Below are 17534 nucleotides of genomic sequence, written 5' to 3'. Positions count from 1 at the left end.
ATGTTAGTTTGGCCGAGAAATTCTAACATAATGACTTTTCATTGAGCAGAAAGGTATATATTCCCCCATCATTTATACGGAGTTCTTGTGATGGAAGACAGTAATAAAAACAATTCTATAAATAACGAAGAAGGCGGAGATAAAACTAAAATTGTAAAGACTCAAAAACGAGACAATGCAATTAAATCAACCAAACTCACTAATAATGAAACCTCCGTTAAAAATAAAAATGAAACAAATACAAAACTGTCTCAAAAAGAAAACACTCCGTTAGTTAATAAGAAAAAAAACAATAAAGATGACTCATTAAATAATAACAAAGATGTTATTAACGAAAGCTTAATAGGAGCGACCGTTAAAAATCGGTATGAAATTGAGTCGGTTATTGGGCATGGTGGGCTTTGCGATGTTTACTTAGCTAAAGATAGGATTCTTGAATCTTCAGGTTCAGAAACACCCTACGTTGCGTTAAAAATATTACAGAAAGAGTTTGCTTCTCAACCAGAGACTGCACGCATGTTAATACGTGAAGCTCAACAAACTCAAAGGTTAAGCCACCCTAATATCATTAGGGTTTTTGATTTTGGTGTTGATGGCGAAATATACTTTTTAGTTATGGAGTATATTAACGGAGAAACATTAGAGAGTTTAATACAGCGTTCTAGGCCCCATGGGCTGAAGTTTAATGCAACTTTATCAATCCTAAATCAGGTACTCGATGCACTCTCATATGCTCACTCTCTTGGTGTAGTGCACGCCGACCTAAAGCCCGCTAATGTGATTTTAACGTCTGAGGGTAACGTTAAGTTGCTTGATTTTGGTGTATCTAAAACTCATCAATTAAAGCAGGATCAATATGCGGCTAAACGTAAATCCGAAAATGTTGAAACGCTTGGTTATACTCCCAACTATGCATCACTCAACCTGTTATCCGGTAAGGAACCGAACTTAAGCGACGATATGTTTGCTCTATTTTGTATTGCTTACGAGCTATTGAGTTGCAAACACCCTTACGCAAGAACTCCAGTTAATGAAGCTCTCAAAAAGAAGATCAAGGTCTCTAAACCAACTAACATGCCTGCATCTAAGTGGCCAATATTTTCAAGCGTATTTTCAACTGGCATCATTCCGAACGAGCTGACCCCTGAGCAGTTGAAACGCAAATTGAATATGCGCTATTGGCCTATCGCTAGCGGCGCGGCAGCGAGTATATTATTAGTTAGCGGCATTGTATTTGGTTATCAGCAGCAACAAGAAACCATCGCCAATTTGGAAACCGTTATTAGCAAGCAAAATGATCAAATTGCCGGACAAGAGTGGCAGCTTGATACGCCAGCAGAAAAAAGTTTGGCACTGATTGATAGTGAAAAAAGCTTACATCCAGTCGTTAAGGCTGGCTTATTACGCTTACACAAGACCTATATTCTCAGCGAGTTTGAATCTGAAATTGATCAGGTTTTGAATTCTGATGCCAACAACTACCCGAATTATGATGAAATTGAGTCCATACTTGATAAAGCAAAAACCTACTACCCTGACTCACATAAAATAGAAGTTCTTGCCTTAGATATTCAGTCAAGCAAGCACTCCACGTTACTTTCGATAGCAAGGCAAATCAACAGTCAACTTGAAAAGTCTCGGTACAGTAAAGAAGACGGCAGTAAATCCATCTATGAGCTCAAGGATGAGTTAAATCAGATTCATCAAGGTTATCCTTTCACGCCAAGTTCGTTATCTAGCGATGTTTTCGGTCAGCACCTCACTGAAGCACTCAAAAAGAAAGACGCAGCTGCACTTGTTGCTCTTATTAAGGTTGGGAACACCTTCTTTTCAAACGTAGAAGAGCATCAAGAGAACTTACAGATAAGTAATGCGATGAAAGATGCAGTGCTGGAAATGAAATTATATGAGACAGCGCTAGATTCCAACAGCCCTCTACCGTTTCCAGAAGATGCCGCTAGAATCCTGTTCCAAGAAGAGTTTGAAAACTTTTATTCTCGCCTAGAAAAGGCAAGGACGACAACTCATCTCGATAACTTGGTGAAGGATGTGGATCTGTTCTCGAAAAACTTTCCTATTGGTTTTCAGGATGTTAACGATTTAAGATTCAAAACTGCTGATAAATACTTACGCTTCTCCGATATATTGCTTAATAAGCGAAGGACTTCAAGTGCAAGACGCGCTATGAAGAAAGCCAACGAGCTTATGAAGCAAATAGAACAGGACTCTAAGCAAAGCTAGTAATACAAAAGGGACGCGAGTCCCTTTTTTGCCGTAGATTACTTGCCAATATGCAACTAGATTGCTAACTTATACTTGTACTTAATGAGGAGAGTTAGCCTTGACTGAAGGAATAGTCAAAGTTGGCGAACGTCTGGCGTCCGTATGTAACGATAGCCTTAAACTAGGACTGCAAGACACTTACCGACTCGGCGTTTTACTTGGAAACATCCCCTTTGCTACTTGTGTTAAAAACACGCGAGTTGAAGTTTTTTCATCCCTACATTTCGACCATTGCCGTTTGGATATAAGTCAAAATATCTTTAACAATGACTTTCTTTTTGTAAGTTTATCTCAAGCGACAAGCAAACTATTTCTGCTCAAATACTGGTTATGCCATTCATACCTTCGGCTAAGCCTTCATTATCCGAAACATTCCTCTACCTCAACGTTTAATAGGGGTATACATGATTAATTTTGATGTTCTCAATACATACATGGATAACGACGTAGATCTGATCGTCACTGTTTTTTCTACATACCTTGAAGATCACACGAATGATATAGAGCGTATAGATGAGCTATATGCAAGCAAATGTTGGTCAGAACTCTATCTATTAGCTCATAGTTTAAAGGGCATTTTAGAGAGTTTCGGAGAAGACACCGCGGTCATTGCGTTTCAAAGAATAGAAGAAAAAACCAGAAACGATACAGCGCCAGATAGCTCAGATATAGCTATAGTTACTAAAGAGCTAGCTGCAATTAATCAACAAATCTTCACTTACTTGAAGAATATGCAATAAAGAAATTCAAGGCTTAACTGGGGGAAATATGGCAATGAATAATAGCAATTTCAGGGAGTTGATTGAGTCTCTCAAAGACTTAACACCAACTCAAAAAAGGTACTTACTTAGCCGTACAAAGATGGCGCTAGATGATGAAAGTAATATGTTAAACATCAGTGATATTCTAACACCAGAAGAGTTGGAGGCGTTACTATCACCGGCACCAACAACGAATACAAAATAACAATGATATACAACGCAACCGTCAGATTAACGCTAGGGACCAAGTGAAGCAAATCGACTTTGCTTGGTTGTTAGTTTCTCTCCCTATTCCTTTTCACTACAACAAACGTATTGTTTTCGAAACCTTTTTCCAATGTAAACAGGTCAGATAATTGAGCGACTAACATCAGTCCGCGACCTGAGGAGGACCAACTATCGTCATCCATTAAGTTAGGTGCCTCAATCTGTTTATTTTTATGTTGGATGAACGTCTTTTCATTGATCGGCGCTCCGCAATCAGAGACTCTCAGTTCCACGAAACCGGACACTTGGTCATCCCCAACCCTACACTCCACTTCAATTGGTAGGCCTTCTATTTCACTGTAAGAATGAATATAAGCGTTATTCATGAGTTCAACGACACAAAGCTCCAATGATTGAATTGCATTTAAGGGGATTTGATGACCCATCAAAAACCGAACAACGTCTTTGCTCGCACTTCGTGAGTGAGTAAGGGAGCTCCCGTAAGTTCGTTTAAATTCGCTCTTTGACATTCTTTTCCTTAAAATCGAGCCTCTCACCATGCCATTTTACCTGTAAAAGGCTGGCATCATCATCAAACTCATCTTCGTTATGCCAAGATTGTACTTTTTTAAAGACGTCTCCCACTTGGTCTTCAACTGTCAGCGTGCAAACAACTTTTATACTCGATGCCAATCGTTGTAGTGAAAACATCTCCTCACCCTGCCTCGCTTCAATCAAACCATCCGAATAAAGCCACAATGCATCGCCCTCATCCAGACTAATTTGGTTACCGATATATTCCATCGGCTGCATTGCACCAACGATAAAGTTATCGTCACCTATCTGTTCCATCGTTTTCGTACTCGTTCGCCAAACTAAGATCCTGGGGTGGCCAGCCGTGCAATAGCTAAGTTGCCCTGATTTTGTGTTAAGAATGGCGTAAGCCATAGTAAAGTAAAGTTGACTGTTTCTAGTTTGCTGATAACGCCGATTTAGCCGTTCAATCACAGATGCAGGCTCACTTACGCAATAGCCGTCATCTCTCAACTCCATCGTGATCGAATCAGGCCCCTGACTTTGAGATAGCGTCTGTTGAATAGAAAAAGCCATCAAAGCTGAAGAAATACCATGACCAGAAACATCAAATACATAAAACGCAACATGTCGTTCATCGAGCTCCAAATACCCCAACATATCACCACCAATCTGGGAGCATGGTTTGTAGACATAGCTAAAATTTACATTCTGAATAGTTGATTCAGCAGGGAGTAGTTGCTCCATCAGATGACTAGCAGACTGTAGGTCTTGGTGAATTGTTTGATAGGCCGCATCTAGCTCTTTATTTCTCTCAACGAGTTTGTTGTGCAGTTCTAAAGTACGAAACCCCGCACGGATTCTGGCCTGAAGTTCCTCTACAGACGTCTTCTTATCTACGAAATCATCTGCGCCAGCATCAATGCCTTTCACGATCGAACTTTGGTCATTTCTAGAAGACAGTAGAACAAAGAAAATGTAACGTTCGCTAACTTTAGATTTTAATTGGCGACACAATTCAATACCATTAATTCCAGGCATCATTAAATCACTCAGCACAAACTGAATATCAGGGCGGTGGGTTAGCACCTCAAGCGCAGCTCTTCCGTCTTCAACTGCAACCACTTCATAGCCCTGCTTTTCCAATGCACTGCTGATGTAAAGCAGTACTGTTTTACTATCATCGACCAAAAGAATGGGTTTCATCTTCCTCCTTAATACGGTTGCTTTACTGGCTAACGCAAAACACTAGTCACTGACTGCTCATTTCTAAAACGGCTGTAGTCTTCGGCTAATAATTGGTGTTGATATCGAGTGTAAGACAACGCTTCATTAGAAATTAGTATCTGATGCTCTTTTTCGATTAACTGACTTTGCAGCCTTTCAATCTGTTCATTCTGCTGTGTGTAATTGAGGTACAGTGCGAATAGACCAAAAACCGAAACCATTAACAGGGCGATTAGAATATTATTGATAGTTTTCACTTGAATACTCATGACCTCTCCTTGTCTATTATTAGACTTTCCATGATGAAAGAGAGCGTCTACGGACCAAGAGCCCAAGGCTCTAAAACGCAACGAAGCAAATTGAGGTTGTTTTTCCAATTATAGGCGATAGGAGAAAAAATAAGAAAAATCTGAAAAAATTTGAATATCCTGCTGAGTTAAGAATCGGTAAGGTGGTAGCAGCGAGCTATCATCCACTCGCTGCAATACATTAACTCTGAAATGCAGGTCTAGCTAAAATTTGGTTATACCATCGAGCAATGTTTGGCGACGTCGATAGCACATCAATTTCTAGGCCTTTAATTGCGAAACTGATCAAAATAAAGCCTGTTATATCGACGATAGTAAAATGGTCTACGGCGATAAAATCATTATGTTCAAGGCGCTTGTCTAAGACAGGCAGAAATTCGTAGACGCGTTGTTTTGATTCTTCGCCCCATGCTTCAACGCAACGTTCTCTGTCTCCATAAACTCCGGTCATGTTTCGAAACGCCTGAAATGCCGCATTTAGTCCTTGGAACTCCACCACACGATGCCACATTTCCACCTGAGCACGTTCGAGCTGGTTAGCACCAAACAGCGCCAGATCATTTTCAAACGCTTCATCTAGGTAGCGACAAATCGCCACGCTTTCACAGATCGTCGTACCATCATCCAGTTCCAGCAGAGGCACTTTGCCATTCACGCTTTTCGATTTAAACGGTTCAGATAGGTTATCGCCCTCACGAACGTTCAGCGCAATTCGCTCAACCTCGCCACCGATTTCCTTCAGAAAAATGCTAACTCGCTTACAACTTGGAGTCATTGCGGTTTCATAGAGCTTCATTTCACATCCTTTTATCTTTTTCTAACCGATTGGTTAGGATATACTGTAGTCAGTTTATAAACGATCAGTCAAGAACTTCACTATCAAAAATTTTCAAACAGTTGTGGGTCTGTTTGCTGAGCGAGATTTTTGATGCCGTTTGTGAGTTCACATGAATTTGGAGGCTGATACCCAAGAATAGATGGGTATTCATCATATTGGTTCAGTTCGAACGCTAGAGGTTCTCTGTACTATCCCTCCAAAGCAATTTAATTACCCGATAAGCAGGCCCAGGCAGGTAATTTATGGCAAGAAAAGCCAACTTCGACCGAGATGAAAAGCTTCTCGTGGCTATGGATGTGTTTTGGCGCAAAGGCTTTGCGAACACGTCTATCTCAGATCTCACCGACGAGTTGAACATCAACCGCTTCAGTCTTTACAACACCTATGGTGACAAGCAACAGCTCTACTACGAAGCGCTCGATACTTACTTAAAAAAGGTCTCGCTACCGTCACTGAATGATTTAGAAAAAGACGATGCGTCTTTACCTGAGTTGGAATCGTTCCTTAAATCTTTTGCTGAGCTGCAACGAAAACGCAGCTGCGGGTGTTTTATCCAAAATGCGTTGATTGAGCACGCTGGTGAAGACGATGATGTACTGCGTAAAGGGCATTTCTTATTTGACCATCTTATCGACATCATTGCAGATGCGCTGACCAATGCACAAAAAGAAACCTTAGTGCCGAAAACGCTTAAACCAGAAGAGCTTGCTCGTTTTGTTCTCAACAACATGCAAGGCATGCGCGTGCTTGGCAAAGCCAAACGTTATGCCGATTTGGATACGGCGCTTTCCTGCTTGCTGGTTTTGATTAGGAAGTGACATGTCGATTGAAGTGATAGCGGTACGTCTTACCAAAGGCATGGACTTAAAGCTGAACCTAGCGAAATTGGTCGAGCAGTATGGTATCAAAGCAGGCTCGATTGCTTCATGCGTTGGTTGTGTCTCTGACCTCAACCTTCGTTTGGCAGGTGCAGAGAGTACGTTAACCAAACAAGAGCCATTTGAAATCGTCTCTGTGATGGGAACCCTAACGCCTGAACATCAGCACGTTCATATCTCGGTGTCTGATCGTGAAGGACGAGTCTGGGGCGGGCATTTAATGGAAGGCACGGTTATAGATACCACCGCAGAATTGATCATCCATTCTTACTCAGAACTTGAGTTTACCAGAACGATGGACGACTCGACCGGCTATACCGAACTGCAAGTGAATCCTTCCAAATAGTAAAAAGCTCCAGAGCCATACTGTGCTGTCTCTGGAGCTCTATTCGCTTGTCTCTTACGCTAAAAATTCACTCATACAGAGCAAGCTAATTTCGAGGATCATTCTTCGACTATATGACAAACCTGATTATCGTCGACCGTTACTTGCCAAGTTTTTAGACCGTGCGCTTCGTCTTCTAAACACTGCCCGCTCTTTAAACTGAAGTGCTGTTTATACAGTGGTGATGCAACACACATCTCACCATCAATATCACCGACAATCCCTCGACTCATCACATTAGCCTTACCAATTGGATCCCAATCTTGAACGGCGTAAACACCGCTATCTGGAATGTAGAATAGCGCAACGTGCTCGCCTTCAATCAATACAGTAGCACCGATAAACGGCATTAAGTCATCAAGCTGACACAATTTCACTTTGGTTAAAGCTGCCATTTACACCTCCTGTTTCACTGGAATACGCTGACCGCGCACACGTTGGTACGGCAAGACTTTGCTGCCCGACGTGCTGTTCAAGAAAGGACGGAAGCGTTGCAATTTCTGAGGATTATCCAACGTACTCTTCCACTCACATTGATACGTATCTACGACTCGTGCCATTTGTTCATCCAAAGAATCACATAGGTTGAGAGAGTCATCCAAAATCACTTGTTTAAGGTAATCTAGGCCCCCTTCCATGTTCTCCATCCACACCGACGTGCGCTGCAAGCGATCTGCGGTGCTGACGTAGAACATCAATACTCGGTCGATCATGGTGATCAACTCTGATTTGGATAAGTCAGATGCAAACAAATCAGCGTGTCGTGGTCTCATGCCGCCATTACCACAAACGTATAGATTCCAGCCGTTTTCGGTGGCGATCACCCCAATGTCTTTACTTTGCGCTTCTGCACACTCGCGAGTACAGCCCGATACGGCAAACTTAAGCTTATGGGGCGCTCGCAATCCTTTGTAGCGGTTCTCTAACTCAATGGCTAACCCAACCGAATCATCAACACCATAACGACACCAAGTAGAACCGACGCAAGATTTCACGGTGCGCACCGATTTGCCGTAGGCGTGCCCTGTTTCAAAACCAGCATCAATCAAGGTTTGCCAGATTTCAGGAAGCTGTTCTAACTGCGCACCAAATAAATCTACGCGCTGACCGCCAGTGATCTTGGTGTACAGATCGTATTGCTGAGCAACTTCACCTAGCACGATAAGTTTGTCTGGTGTGATTTCGCCGCCCGGAACACGAGGCACAATCGAGTAAGAACCATCTTTTTGCAGGTTTGCCATAAAGGCATCATTAGAATCTTGCAGAGATTGATGCTGTGGCTCCATGATGTGTTCATTCCACAAAGAAGCAAACACAGATGCCGCTGTCGGCTTACAGATATCACACCCATGCCCTTTGCCATGCAGTGCAATTAAGGTGTCGAAGTCTTTGATCTGTTCCACTTGGCAAATATGGAACATCTCTTGGCGACTGAGCTCAAAGTGCTCACAAAGGTGGTTGTTAACCTCTACCCCCATGGCTGCCAGTTGAGTATCCAATACCGACTTCACCATATTGCTACAGCCACCACAGCCAGTACCGGCTTTAGTGTTGGCTTTAAGGTCCGTCAGGTTGGTAGTGCCAGCTTGAATCTCGGCAACTAAGTCGCCTTTTGTGACGTTGTGACAAGAACAGATGATGGCGCTGTCTGGCATCTCTCCATCTAACATTCCGGTATCAAACAGCAGGTTCGCCGCGTGGTCTGGCAGGACCGTTTTGTTCAAATAACACTGTAAGAGCGCATCGTAATCGCTGTTGTCACCAACGAGAATCGCACCGAGCAATTGGGTACCGCTCGCATCAACCACCAGCTTTTTGTAGATACCTGCAACCGCATCTTGCAACACCATTTCCTGTGCGCCTTCAGTTTGCATTTGTGCATCGCCGATAGACGCCACATCCACCCCAAGCAGCTTGAGTTTGGTGCTCATGTCTGCACCTTTAAAACCTTCGCTCGGCATACCAGTCAAGACATCGGCAGTGGTTCTCGCCATGGTGTAACCGGGAGCGACCAAGCCAAAGATCTTCTGCTCCCAAAGGGCACATTCGCCAATCGCGTAAATGTTCTCATCGCTGGTTTGGCATTGGTTATTAATCACAATGCCGCCTCGCTCGCCTATTTCTAGCTCAGCCAGCCTTGCCAACTCATCTTGAGGACGAATGCCTGCGGAGAAGACAATCACATCCACTTCGAGAGGATCTTTGTCTTTAAACACCATACGATGCTTAGCCGTTTCACCATCACAGATTCGTTCCGTACCCGTTGAGGTGTGAACGGTTAGCCCTAGCGCTTCAATCTTCTCTTTTAGCACTAAGCCAGCACCATCGTCTAACTGCACGGGCATCAGGCGGGGAGCAAATTCAATAACGTGAGTTTCTAACCCCAATAGTTTAAGTGCGTTTGCCGCTTCTAAACCCAACAAGCCGCCGCCAATCACTGCGCCCGTTCTTGCGCCTTCACATGCTTTTTTGATTTGTGAAAGGTCATCAAGCGTGCGATAGACAAACACGTTGTCTCGGTCTTTACCTTCAATTGGAGGCACAAACGGGTAAGAACCGGTCGCGAGCACAAGTTCGTCGTAACCCAGCACATCTTCACCATCAAGGAGAATGCGCTTTTGCTCTCTGTCGATGCCTGTTACTTGGCTGCCAAGTACGAGTTGGATGCCATGCATGTCGTACCATTCTTGGTTACTCAGCATCAAATCATCATGAGACTTACCCGCAAACAAAGAGGACAACTGTACACGGTCATACGCGATAAAACGCTCTGCACCAATCACGGTAATTCGGTGCTCCAAATGCGCGTTTTTCTGCACTAATTGCTCGACGAGGTGTTGCCCAACCATACCGTTACCTACCACAACGATGTGGCTCAATGCGTTCTTTACTGGAATCGTTAAAGGACTGTTCATCGCTGCCTCCTTATGCCGTTTGCGCTGCGGTTTTGGGTTTGTCTTCTTTCGAAGCAGGAATCTCGACTTTGGATTGCTTCTCGTAAAGGAACTTCAGCACCGCTTGTCGACACTTCTGATACTGCGCATCATCTGCCAGTGCGACACGCTCGCGAGGACGCGGTAGATTCACTTCCAACACTTCACCAATGGTCGCTGCCGGACCGTTAGTCATCATCACGATTTTGTCGGATAGCAGCACCGCTTCATCCACGTCATGTGTAATCATGATGACGGTATTGTTTAACTCGGCTTGAATCTTCATCAGTGCATCCTGTAAATGCGCACGAGTTAACGCATCCAACGCGCCAAATGGTTCATCCATCAGTAGAACCTTTGGTTGAAGTGCCAGTGCTCTGGCGATGCCGACTCGCTGCTTCATACCGCCCGAGATTTCATCCGGCTTTTTGTGCGCAGCATGCTGCATTTGAATCAACTCTAAATAGTGGTTCACTTGTTCCTGAATCCACGCTTTGCCCTTTTTGCCGGCGATTTGTTTTACTGCAAGCTCAACGTTTTGATACACGGTTAACCAAGGCAATAATGAATGGTTTTGGAACACCACTGCGCGGTCTGGTCCCGGTCCAGCTACTTCTCGTCCATCGACGATCACGCCGCCGTCTGTTGGCATGTGTAGCCCTGCGACTAAGTTCAATACCGTTGATTTACCACAGCCAGAGTGCCCAATTAGAGACACAAACTCGCCTTTATTGATTTGTAAATCGACGTTCTTAAGCGCGATGAACTCGCCATCTGGCGTTGGGAATCGCATCCCTAAACGCGTTAGATCTAATAATGCTTTTTCCATGATCTTTTCCCTTATCTCAACGCTTGTTGTTTATTCCAAGACAGCCACTTTTGAAGTTGCAACATGCCTCTATCGAGCATCAAACCTATAAAGCCGATGGTGATGACCGCCACCATGATGCGCCCCAATGATGCTGAGCTGCCGTTCTGGAACTCATCCCAAACAAACTTGCCTAACCCTGGGTTTTGCGCGAGCATTTCTGCCGCAATCAACACCATCCAAGCGATACCTAAAGAAAGACGTAAACCGGTGAAGATCATCGGAATGGCAGAAGGTAAAACGATGGTGCGAATGTGCTGCCACCACGAAAGTTGAAGCACTTTGCTCACGTTGATTAAGTCTTTATCAACGCTCGTTACACCCACTGCAGTGTTAATCAGCGTCGGCCATAAGCTACACAGCGCCACTGTGATCAGAGAGTTAATGAACGACTTTGCAAACATCGGGTCATCACTCACATAAGTGGCACTCACCACCATGGTTACGATAGGCAACCAAGCTAAAGGTGAGACAGGCTTGAGCAGTTGAATGATTGGGTTGAACGCTTGATACAATCCTTGATTCAGACCAAGCACGATGCCAAGTGGAATCGCAATGACAGTCGCCAACAGAAAGCCGGCAGTTACAGTCACTAAGCTCGTGACGATTTGGTCGAAGAACGTCGGTTTACCTGTGTAAGGACGAATCTTCACTTCCGCGTCTGGATTCTTCGCTAACTTCGCAGCATTGCGCTTTTCCTGACGCTCGATAAACGCTTGTTCCTTTTCTCGCTCTTGCCAATGGTCATCGACAAGGTTGCTGAACTGCTGAAAAGTTTGCACTGGCCCTGGTAGCGTACCTAATGAGGTTTGCACTTCTCTCGCTGCTAAGTGCCACATTGCCAAAAAGATCAGCAAACCAATGACGGGTAAAAGCACCAACCGACTTCGGTTCACTACCTGCTTAGCAGGAAACAGGGAAATGACATTACTAGACATACTCACTCCTAAGAAATTTACATCCTTGTTGCCACAAACGAATCCCCCTCGCCTGTGGCGTTTATCGTTATGGTTAAACCTTGTCTTTTCCTTTAAGCCCGATAGAGAACTTCTCTAGATATTTATTTGGCTCGCGACCGTCATAAACGATGTTGTCGATAAAGTGTGTTTGTGGCGCACGAAAACCATCTTCAGCACTGAAATCTGGGAAGTCTTTTTTGCTCAACACACCATCTTCAATTAGCGCTTGAGCCGCTTGTTGGTAAATGTCCGGACGGTAAACCTCTTTTGCGACATCCATGTACCAATCATCGGATTTCTCGCTTGAGATCTGTCCCCAGCGACGCATTTGAGTCAGGTACCAAATCGCATCGCTGTAATACGGATAAGTGGCGTTATGACGGAAGAACACGTTGAAGTCTGGCACGTCTCGTTTGTCGCCTTTCTCGTATTCAAATGTGCCCGTCATCGAGTTAGCAATAACTTCGGCATCGGCTCCAACGTATTCGCTTTTTGATAGCATCTTCACTGCTTCTTGGCGGTTGGCATTGTCGTTTTCATCCAACCAATGTGCCGCTCGAATCAAGGCTTTCACTACGCGAATGTGCGTGTTTGGATACTTCTCAGCCCAAGCTTTGGAAACACCAAACACTTTCTCTGGGTTGTTCTTCCAGATCTCGTAATCGGTCACGACTGGCGTACCAATACCTTTGAATACGGCTTGTTGGTTCCATGGTTCGCCTACGCAGTACCCTTTGATCGTGCCCGCTTCCATTGTTGCTGGCATTTGTGGTGGCGGTGTAACACTCAAAAGAACGTCAGCATCCAATTGGCCACTGTTATCACCTGAGTCTGGTGCATAAAAACCTGGATGAATCCCGCCTGCCGCTAACCAGTAACGCAGCTCATAGTTGTGCGTCGATACAGGGAACACCATGCCCATGTTGAACGGTTTACCTTTATCCAGATAGCTGTCGACCACAGGCTTCAGTGCATCCGCTTTGATTGGGTGAACAGGTTTGCCATCTGGTTGTTTTGGAATGTATTGCTTCATCTGCTCCCAAGTATCATTGGAAACCGTGATTGCGTTGCCGTTCAAATCCATACTGAACGCGGTAATCACTTCTGCTTTTGTGCCGACACCAATCGTTGCGCCCAATGGCTGACCAGCAAGCATGTGCGCACCAGCAAGCTCACCATCGATGACTCGGTCTAAAAGCACCTTCCAGTTTGCTTGCGCTTCTAAAGTGACGTACAAGCCTTCGTCTTCAAAAAAACCTTTCTCATAAGCAACCGCCAGCGGTGCCATATCGGTTAACTTAATAAAACCAAACTTCAGGTCTTCAATTTCTGGCTCACCCAACTCTGCCTTTACGCTGACCGTGGTGAATACCGATAACGAAATTGCTGACACTTTCAGCATCGAACTCCATTTCATTGGTTTGCTCCCATAAAAAAAGCGCCACTACTCCGAAGAGCAGTAGCGCCGTTGCTAAGTCTACAATTACCGCCGTTGATAATTGAGATAAGCGATTCAACAATAAACCCAATTCTACTAATCCAATTACTGTGCCAACTTATTTTTCACAGTAAATACAATGAATTAGTTTATTCTACCGTTTCTAATTCCCTGTTATTGCTTGCTGATAGTGCAACACGCACCACGTTAGAAAACGCACCCTAACCCCAAAGAGGTAGAGCGACTAATCCAACACTTCCAAAGTAGTTATCAAATTCTTGGCAACTTGTGCGAGCGTTTGGCTCGATTGCATGGCTGAATTTCGTAGCGCTTTATAAGCCTGTTCTTCATCAACGCTGTGCATCTTCATCAGCAGCCCCTTGGCTTTTTCCACCAGCTTGCGCTCTTCGATCTTAAAGGTCAGCGATTCAATTTTCGATTGCATACTTTCGAATTTCGCTCTCACTAGTGTCGCATGTTCAATCCAAGGCTGAAGCGCAAACTCACTATCGTGCGGCATGAGCACATAGTCCATTTTTTCTGATAACCGATTGATATCATTAGATGATAACTGCTTTAAGACGATAAGAAGTGGTGCCGATTTTCTGCGGCAGAAATCGACGATCAAACGCAGTTCCGCGGTTGGTTGCTGCCATCCAACCACAACGCTTGCCGACGGTTCTCGTTGCATTAACGTTTCTAGTTGTGCCAATTGGCAACCGATGATGTTGTCGTAATCTTTGCTCAATAAGCCGGACAATCGAGCCTGCTCTTGTAGGCTATCACAGCACACTATGATGGGTGTTTTTGACGTTGATTGAGTCATGCACATTCCTTGTTTATATCTCACTCACTAAGAGAGACATAACAAGGAATGTGCCAACTAAAGCTGAAGCGTTTTAACTAGAGGCAAGATGTTCTTTGAAGAAGCCGAGTGTGCGCTCCCAAGCGAGTGCTGCTTCTTCCGGTGCGTAGCGTGCTGTTGAGTCGTTATGGAAGCCGTGGTTGACGTTCTCATACATTAACGCTTGATACTGTGCGTCGGTTGCGATCAATTGCTGCTCATAAGCAGGCCATGTGTCGTTAACACGCTTATCGAGCCCTGCAAAGTGAATCATCAACGGCCCTTTGACTTGCTTTTGGATCTCTTGCGCCGCTGGCGTTCCATAGAAAGGCACACCTGCATCGAGCTCTTCTGGCATTACCGCTGCAAGCATGTTGACAATGTATCCACCGAAGCAGAATCCAACCGCGCCCAATTTACCGTTGCCACCCTCGTATTGTTTGAGGAAGTTAGCGGCTGCAATAAAGTCTTGTTCGATCTTGGCTCTGTCCATCTCTTTCTGCATGGCGCGACCTTCATCGTCGTTCCCCGGATAGCCGCCGAGTGGATAAAGTGCGTCTGGAGCGAAAGCAATAAAGCCATCTTTTGCAAGTCGTCTTGCGACATCTTTGATATAAGGGTTCAGACCTCGATTTTCATGAATCACCAACACGGTCGGCGATTTTAAGGTCTTCTTCTGTGGCATCACCAAATAACCACGCCCTTCTCCATGCCCATTTGGAGATGGAAAGGTTTCGTAAGTTGCTTTGATGTCAGGATCGTTAAATGAAACTTGTTCTGCCAGTGCGTAATTCGGGGTTAGCGCGTCGACCAGTGCTGTCATGCTAAAGCCAAGCACAGCAAGGCCACCCAGCCTATTTAGAAACTCACGGCGCGAGATTTTTCCGTGGGCGTATTCGTCGTACCAATCGAAGGCTTCTTGCGGGATCGGATGAGAAGCCTTTTCACTAGGAGTGGTATGCTTTAGAACCATTATCCATGTCCTCTGTGTCTTACCATATGGGATTTTCTCATTCTCAAACGCGAAGCGAGAAACGAACGCGATTGAGGCTAAAACTGCGGTTTCACCACTCTGATACGGAGCAACGTGGTGAAACACATCATTGGCGAGCTAGGATCTTTTACCTTCTTCAAACAATAGATAATGGATTCAGATTCAACAACTTTGCGTCGTTGGTTTTACATTAATTGACAATAGTATCTTATTGCTGGCCGCAATAGGCTTGCCAGTAAGAGAAAGCTCGTTCGAATGCTTTTTCCCTGTCATGCATTTGTGCAAATAGCACCACTGTCATGGTGGCAAGAACCGTATTTGCCATTTGGTTCATGTCGTCTTCTGACGTTCCAAACGGGCAGTTTGCAGGCATTGGCACCTCAGACAGCATTTGTTCCGTCCAGTAATGCGATGTCACGCCGCTTGTTTGGCTTAACCATACTGTTTGGCTTACTTTCGGGTTGTATTCTGACTCACCCGATTGTCCTTTGAATGACACAACAGCGTGAGCGGTTTGACCGATCTCGTATTCGACTTCAGCATGAAGTTGTTGGAAACCAGGATGGAAGCTACCACGAATACCAACCGTTGCTTGCCCCGGATTCAATGCTCGAACCACGGTATTAATCGGCGTTCTAAGCCCATAACGATTCTTCCAACCGATCATGGTTTCTGCTTGTGGAGCAAATGCGCTGAGCGGTAGATACACGATGTTTTGTGTTTCTAAGACACGCTTTGCTTCTTCTGCTGATTCCGCTTTCTCGATAGCAAACTTGTCGAGGTAATCTTCTGCGTGTAAACGTCCAGATTGACGGTCGTGATAGCCATGCATCAGCACTTTATGACCATTATCGGCAAGGATCTTCGCTGCTAACAGGTGCCAAGGCTGACCCGCCGCTTCACGTTTGCCTGCGTAACATGGCCAGTCGATGTCTGCACCAATAGCAGGCATGCGGGATTGGAATGCTTTCACAAAGCCAGCGATTTCTTGTTGAGTCTCGTTTTGTACGCGGATCAGCATCAGCAGCATTGCCATTTGATCATCATCGCACTCTCCGTTTAGGTATTCATCCATAACTCGAAACGCTTGGTCAAAGTTCAGTGGTTTTCTACCACGTTCGCCACGACCGACTGTTCTAATACATTCCAAAATGCTGCTCATATTCCCTCGTATTCCGTCACTGACTGTACGGTTTCTATTAGTTGTTCGCGCAGTTTGACAACTTCTCCCATCACAATCAATGCTGGGCTCACGCCTTTAAGTGTAATCGATAAATCATTGAGCTGATTGAGTTGTGTAACATGCACTTGTTGTTGAGGGCTGCAACCATGAGTGATGATCGCGACTGGAAAATCTTCTCTCAAACCAGAGCCTATTAAACCCGTTTGTATTTGCGATGACTTTTCTAACCCCATATAGAAGACTAACGTTTGTCCGCTTTGCATCAGTTGGCTCCACGCTTCAAATGCGCCTGTTACCACTTGCCCCGTCACAAAGGTAACGCTACGAGCAACGCCACGATGAGTCAGCGGAATCAAGCTGTTTGCTGAACATCCAATCGCAGCGGTAATGCCGGGAATGACTTCGTACGCGATTGAGTGTTTGACGAGTGCTAACGCCTCTTCGCCTCCACGGCCAAATACGAATGGATCTCCCCCTTTTAAGCGCACAACTCGCTTTCCTTGTTGAGCGAGCGATACCATCAAATCACAAATTTCTTCCTGACCAATGCTAGGTTGTCCGCATCGTTTGCCCACGTAAATCCAATCGGCTTGTGGCGAAGCCAACTCCAAAATATCTTTGTTCACCAAACGGTCGTACAGCAGAACCTCTGCCGACATAATCGCTTTCACAGCCTTTACCGTTAACAATTCAGGATCGTGCGGTCCTGCTCCGACGATCGAGACAAAACCTTTGTGGTTCGCGTCGAGGTCTACTGAATGGTCTTCTAAAAGTTGGTTCAGTTTGCTTGCTTGGTCATGCTTAGAAAAGCGAGACGAGCGTTCTTGTTTCTGACTCGCTTGTCCTTTCTTAAACCAAGACTTTTGATAAGGCGCTTCCATGTGCTTATCCTCT

18 protein-coding genes are annotated in these 17534 nt (G+C 44.9%); 5 read left to right on the top strand and 13 right to left on the bottom strand.

The window, feature by feature from the left end; all coding sequences use genetic code 11:
• Positions 1–90: 90 nt before the first annotated feature.
• The 3 genes from R7P35_RS03300 to R7P35_RS03290 all read left to right on the top strand — a co-directional run bounded on the left by R7P35_RS03300 (position 91) and on the right by R7P35_RS03290 (position 3249).
• Positions 91–2241 (top strand): serine/threonine-protein kinase, encoded by a 2151-nt coding sequence (locus tag R7P35_RS03300; RefSeq protein WP_182016113.1) that lies wholly within the window; start codon positions 91–93, stop codon positions 2239–2241.
• 446 nt (positions 2242–2687) lie between these two features.
• Complete coding sequence (locus R7P35_RS03295; protein WP_031781126.1) at positions 2688–3023, top strand: Hpt domain-containing protein; 336 nt, start codon at positions 2688–2690, stop codon at positions 3021–3023.
• A gap of 34 nt (positions 3024–3057) precedes the next feature.
• The gene (locus R7P35_RS03290) at positions 3058–3249 is read left to right on the top strand and encodes a hypothetical protein (RefSeq protein ID WP_025767706.1); all 192 of its coding nucleotides are present in this window, start codon (positions 3058–3060) and stop codon (positions 3247–3249) included.
• Positions 3250–3319: 70 nt separating this feature from the next.
• On the opposite strand, the gene R7P35_RS03285 is transcribed toward R7P35_RS03290, so the two are convergent.
• The 4 genes from R7P35_RS03285 to R7P35_RS03270 all read right to left on the bottom strand — a co-directional run bounded on the left by R7P35_RS03285 (position 3320) and on the right by R7P35_RS03270 (position 6116).
• On the bottom strand, positions 3320–3697 hold the full coding sequence (locus R7P35_RS03285) for an ATP-binding protein (protein ID WP_230856642.1): 378 nt from the start codon (positions 3695–3697) through the stop codon (positions 3320–3322).
• Between the two features lie 64 nt (positions 3698–3761).
• Positions 3762–4991, bottom strand: a complete 1230-nt coding sequence (locus R7P35_RS03280) for a PP2C family protein-serine/threonine phosphatase (protein WP_064376518.1) — start codon at positions 4989–4991, stop codon at positions 3762–3764.
• Between the two features lie 29 nt (positions 4992–5020).
• Positions 5021–5281 carry a hypothetical protein gene (locus tag R7P35_RS03275; protein WP_017820228.1) on the bottom strand — a complete coding sequence of 87 codons (261 nt, stop codon included), beginning with the start codon at positions 5279–5281 and terminating at the stop codon, positions 5021–5023.
• Positions 5282–5501: 220 nt separating this feature from the next.
• On the bottom strand, positions 5502–6116 hold the full coding sequence (locus R7P35_RS03270; RefSeq protein ID WP_005375905.1) for a glutathione S-transferase family protein: 615 nt from the start codon (positions 6114–6116) through the stop codon (positions 5502–5504).
• 284 nt (positions 6117–6400) lie between these two features.
• Between R7P35_RS03270 and R7P35_RS03265 the strand changes: the two genes are divergently transcribed.
• A complete protein-coding gene (locus R7P35_RS03265; RefSeq protein ID WP_005387553.1) occupies positions 6401–6976 on the top strand; it encodes a TetR/AcrR family transcriptional regulator in 576 nt (191 codons plus the stop codon).
• 1 nt (position 6977) lies between these two features.
• Positions 6978–7382, top strand: coding sequence for a PPC domain-containing DNA-binding protein (locus tag R7P35_RS03260; protein ID WP_042604124.1), 405 nt, complete (start codon positions 6978–6980; stop codon positions 7380–7382).
• A gap of 98 nt (positions 7383–7480) precedes the next feature.
• Here the strand turns inward: R7P35_RS03260 and nirD are convergent, their stop codons facing one another.
• The 9 genes from nirD to cobA all read right to left on the bottom strand — a co-directional run bounded on the left by nirD (position 7481) and on the right by cobA (position 17521).
• Positions 7481–7816, bottom strand: a complete 336-nt coding sequence (gene nirD, locus R7P35_RS03255) for a nitrite reductase small subunit NirD (protein WP_017634206.1) — start codon at positions 7814–7816, stop codon at positions 7481–7483.
• Complete coding sequence (nirB, locus tag R7P35_RS03250) at positions 7817–10336, bottom strand: nitrite reductase large subunit NirB (RefSeq protein ID WP_065275352.1); 2520 nt, start codon at positions 10334–10336, stop codon at positions 7817–7819.
• Positions 10337–10346: 10 nt separating this feature from the next.
• A complete protein-coding gene (locus R7P35_RS03245; protein ID WP_005450080.1) occupies positions 10347–11183 on the bottom strand; it encodes an ABC transporter ATP-binding protein in 837 nt (278 codons plus the stop codon).
• An 11-nt stretch (positions 11184–11194) separates the two neighbouring features.
• On the bottom strand, positions 11195–12160 hold the full coding sequence (locus R7P35_RS03240; RefSeq protein ID WP_012842517.1) for an ABC transporter permease: 966 nt from the start codon (positions 12158–12160) through the stop codon (positions 11195–11197).
• Positions 12161–12233: 73 nt separating this feature from the next.
• Positions 12234–13598 (bottom strand): CmpA/NrtA family ABC transporter substrate-binding protein, encoded by a 1365-nt coding sequence (locus R7P35_RS03235; protein WP_005375887.1) that lies wholly within the window; start codon positions 13596–13598, stop codon positions 12234–12236.
• Positions 13599–13863: 265 nt separating this feature from the next.
• Positions 13864–14445: an ANTAR domain-containing response regulator gene (locus R7P35_RS03230; protein WP_065275353.1), complete on the bottom strand. Its 582-nt coding sequence runs from the start codon at positions 14443–14445 to the stop codon at positions 13864–13866.
• A gap of 73 nt (positions 14446–14518) precedes the next feature.
• A complete protein-coding gene (locus R7P35_RS03225; protein WP_009704599.1) occupies positions 14519–15436 on the bottom strand; it encodes a dienelactone hydrolase family protein in 918 nt (305 codons plus the stop codon).
• Positions 15437–15665: 229 nt separating this feature from the next.
• Complete coding sequence (locus tag R7P35_RS03220; protein WP_065275354.1) at positions 15666–16619, bottom strand: glycosyl transferase family protein; 954 nt, start codon at positions 16617–16619, stop codon at positions 15666–15668.
• A complete protein-coding gene (gene cobA / locus R7P35_RS03215; RefSeq protein ID WP_065275355.1) occupies positions 16616–17521 on the bottom strand; it encodes a uroporphyrinogen-III C-methyltransferase in 906 nt (301 codons plus the stop codon). Before cobA ends, R7P35_RS03220 begins: the two co-directional genes overlap by 4 nt.
• Between the last annotated feature and the right edge of the window lie 13 nt (positions 17522–17534).

This window comes from Vibrio sp. Vb0304 (assembly GCF_033338995.1).
GTDB classification, from domain to species: domain Bacteria; phylum Pseudomonadota; class Gammaproteobacteria; order Enterobacterales; family Vibrionaceae; genus Vibrio; species Vibrio alginolyticus.
Note: the sequence above shows the minus strand (reverse complement) of the source record. Positions and strands in the feature narration are given on the sequence as shown.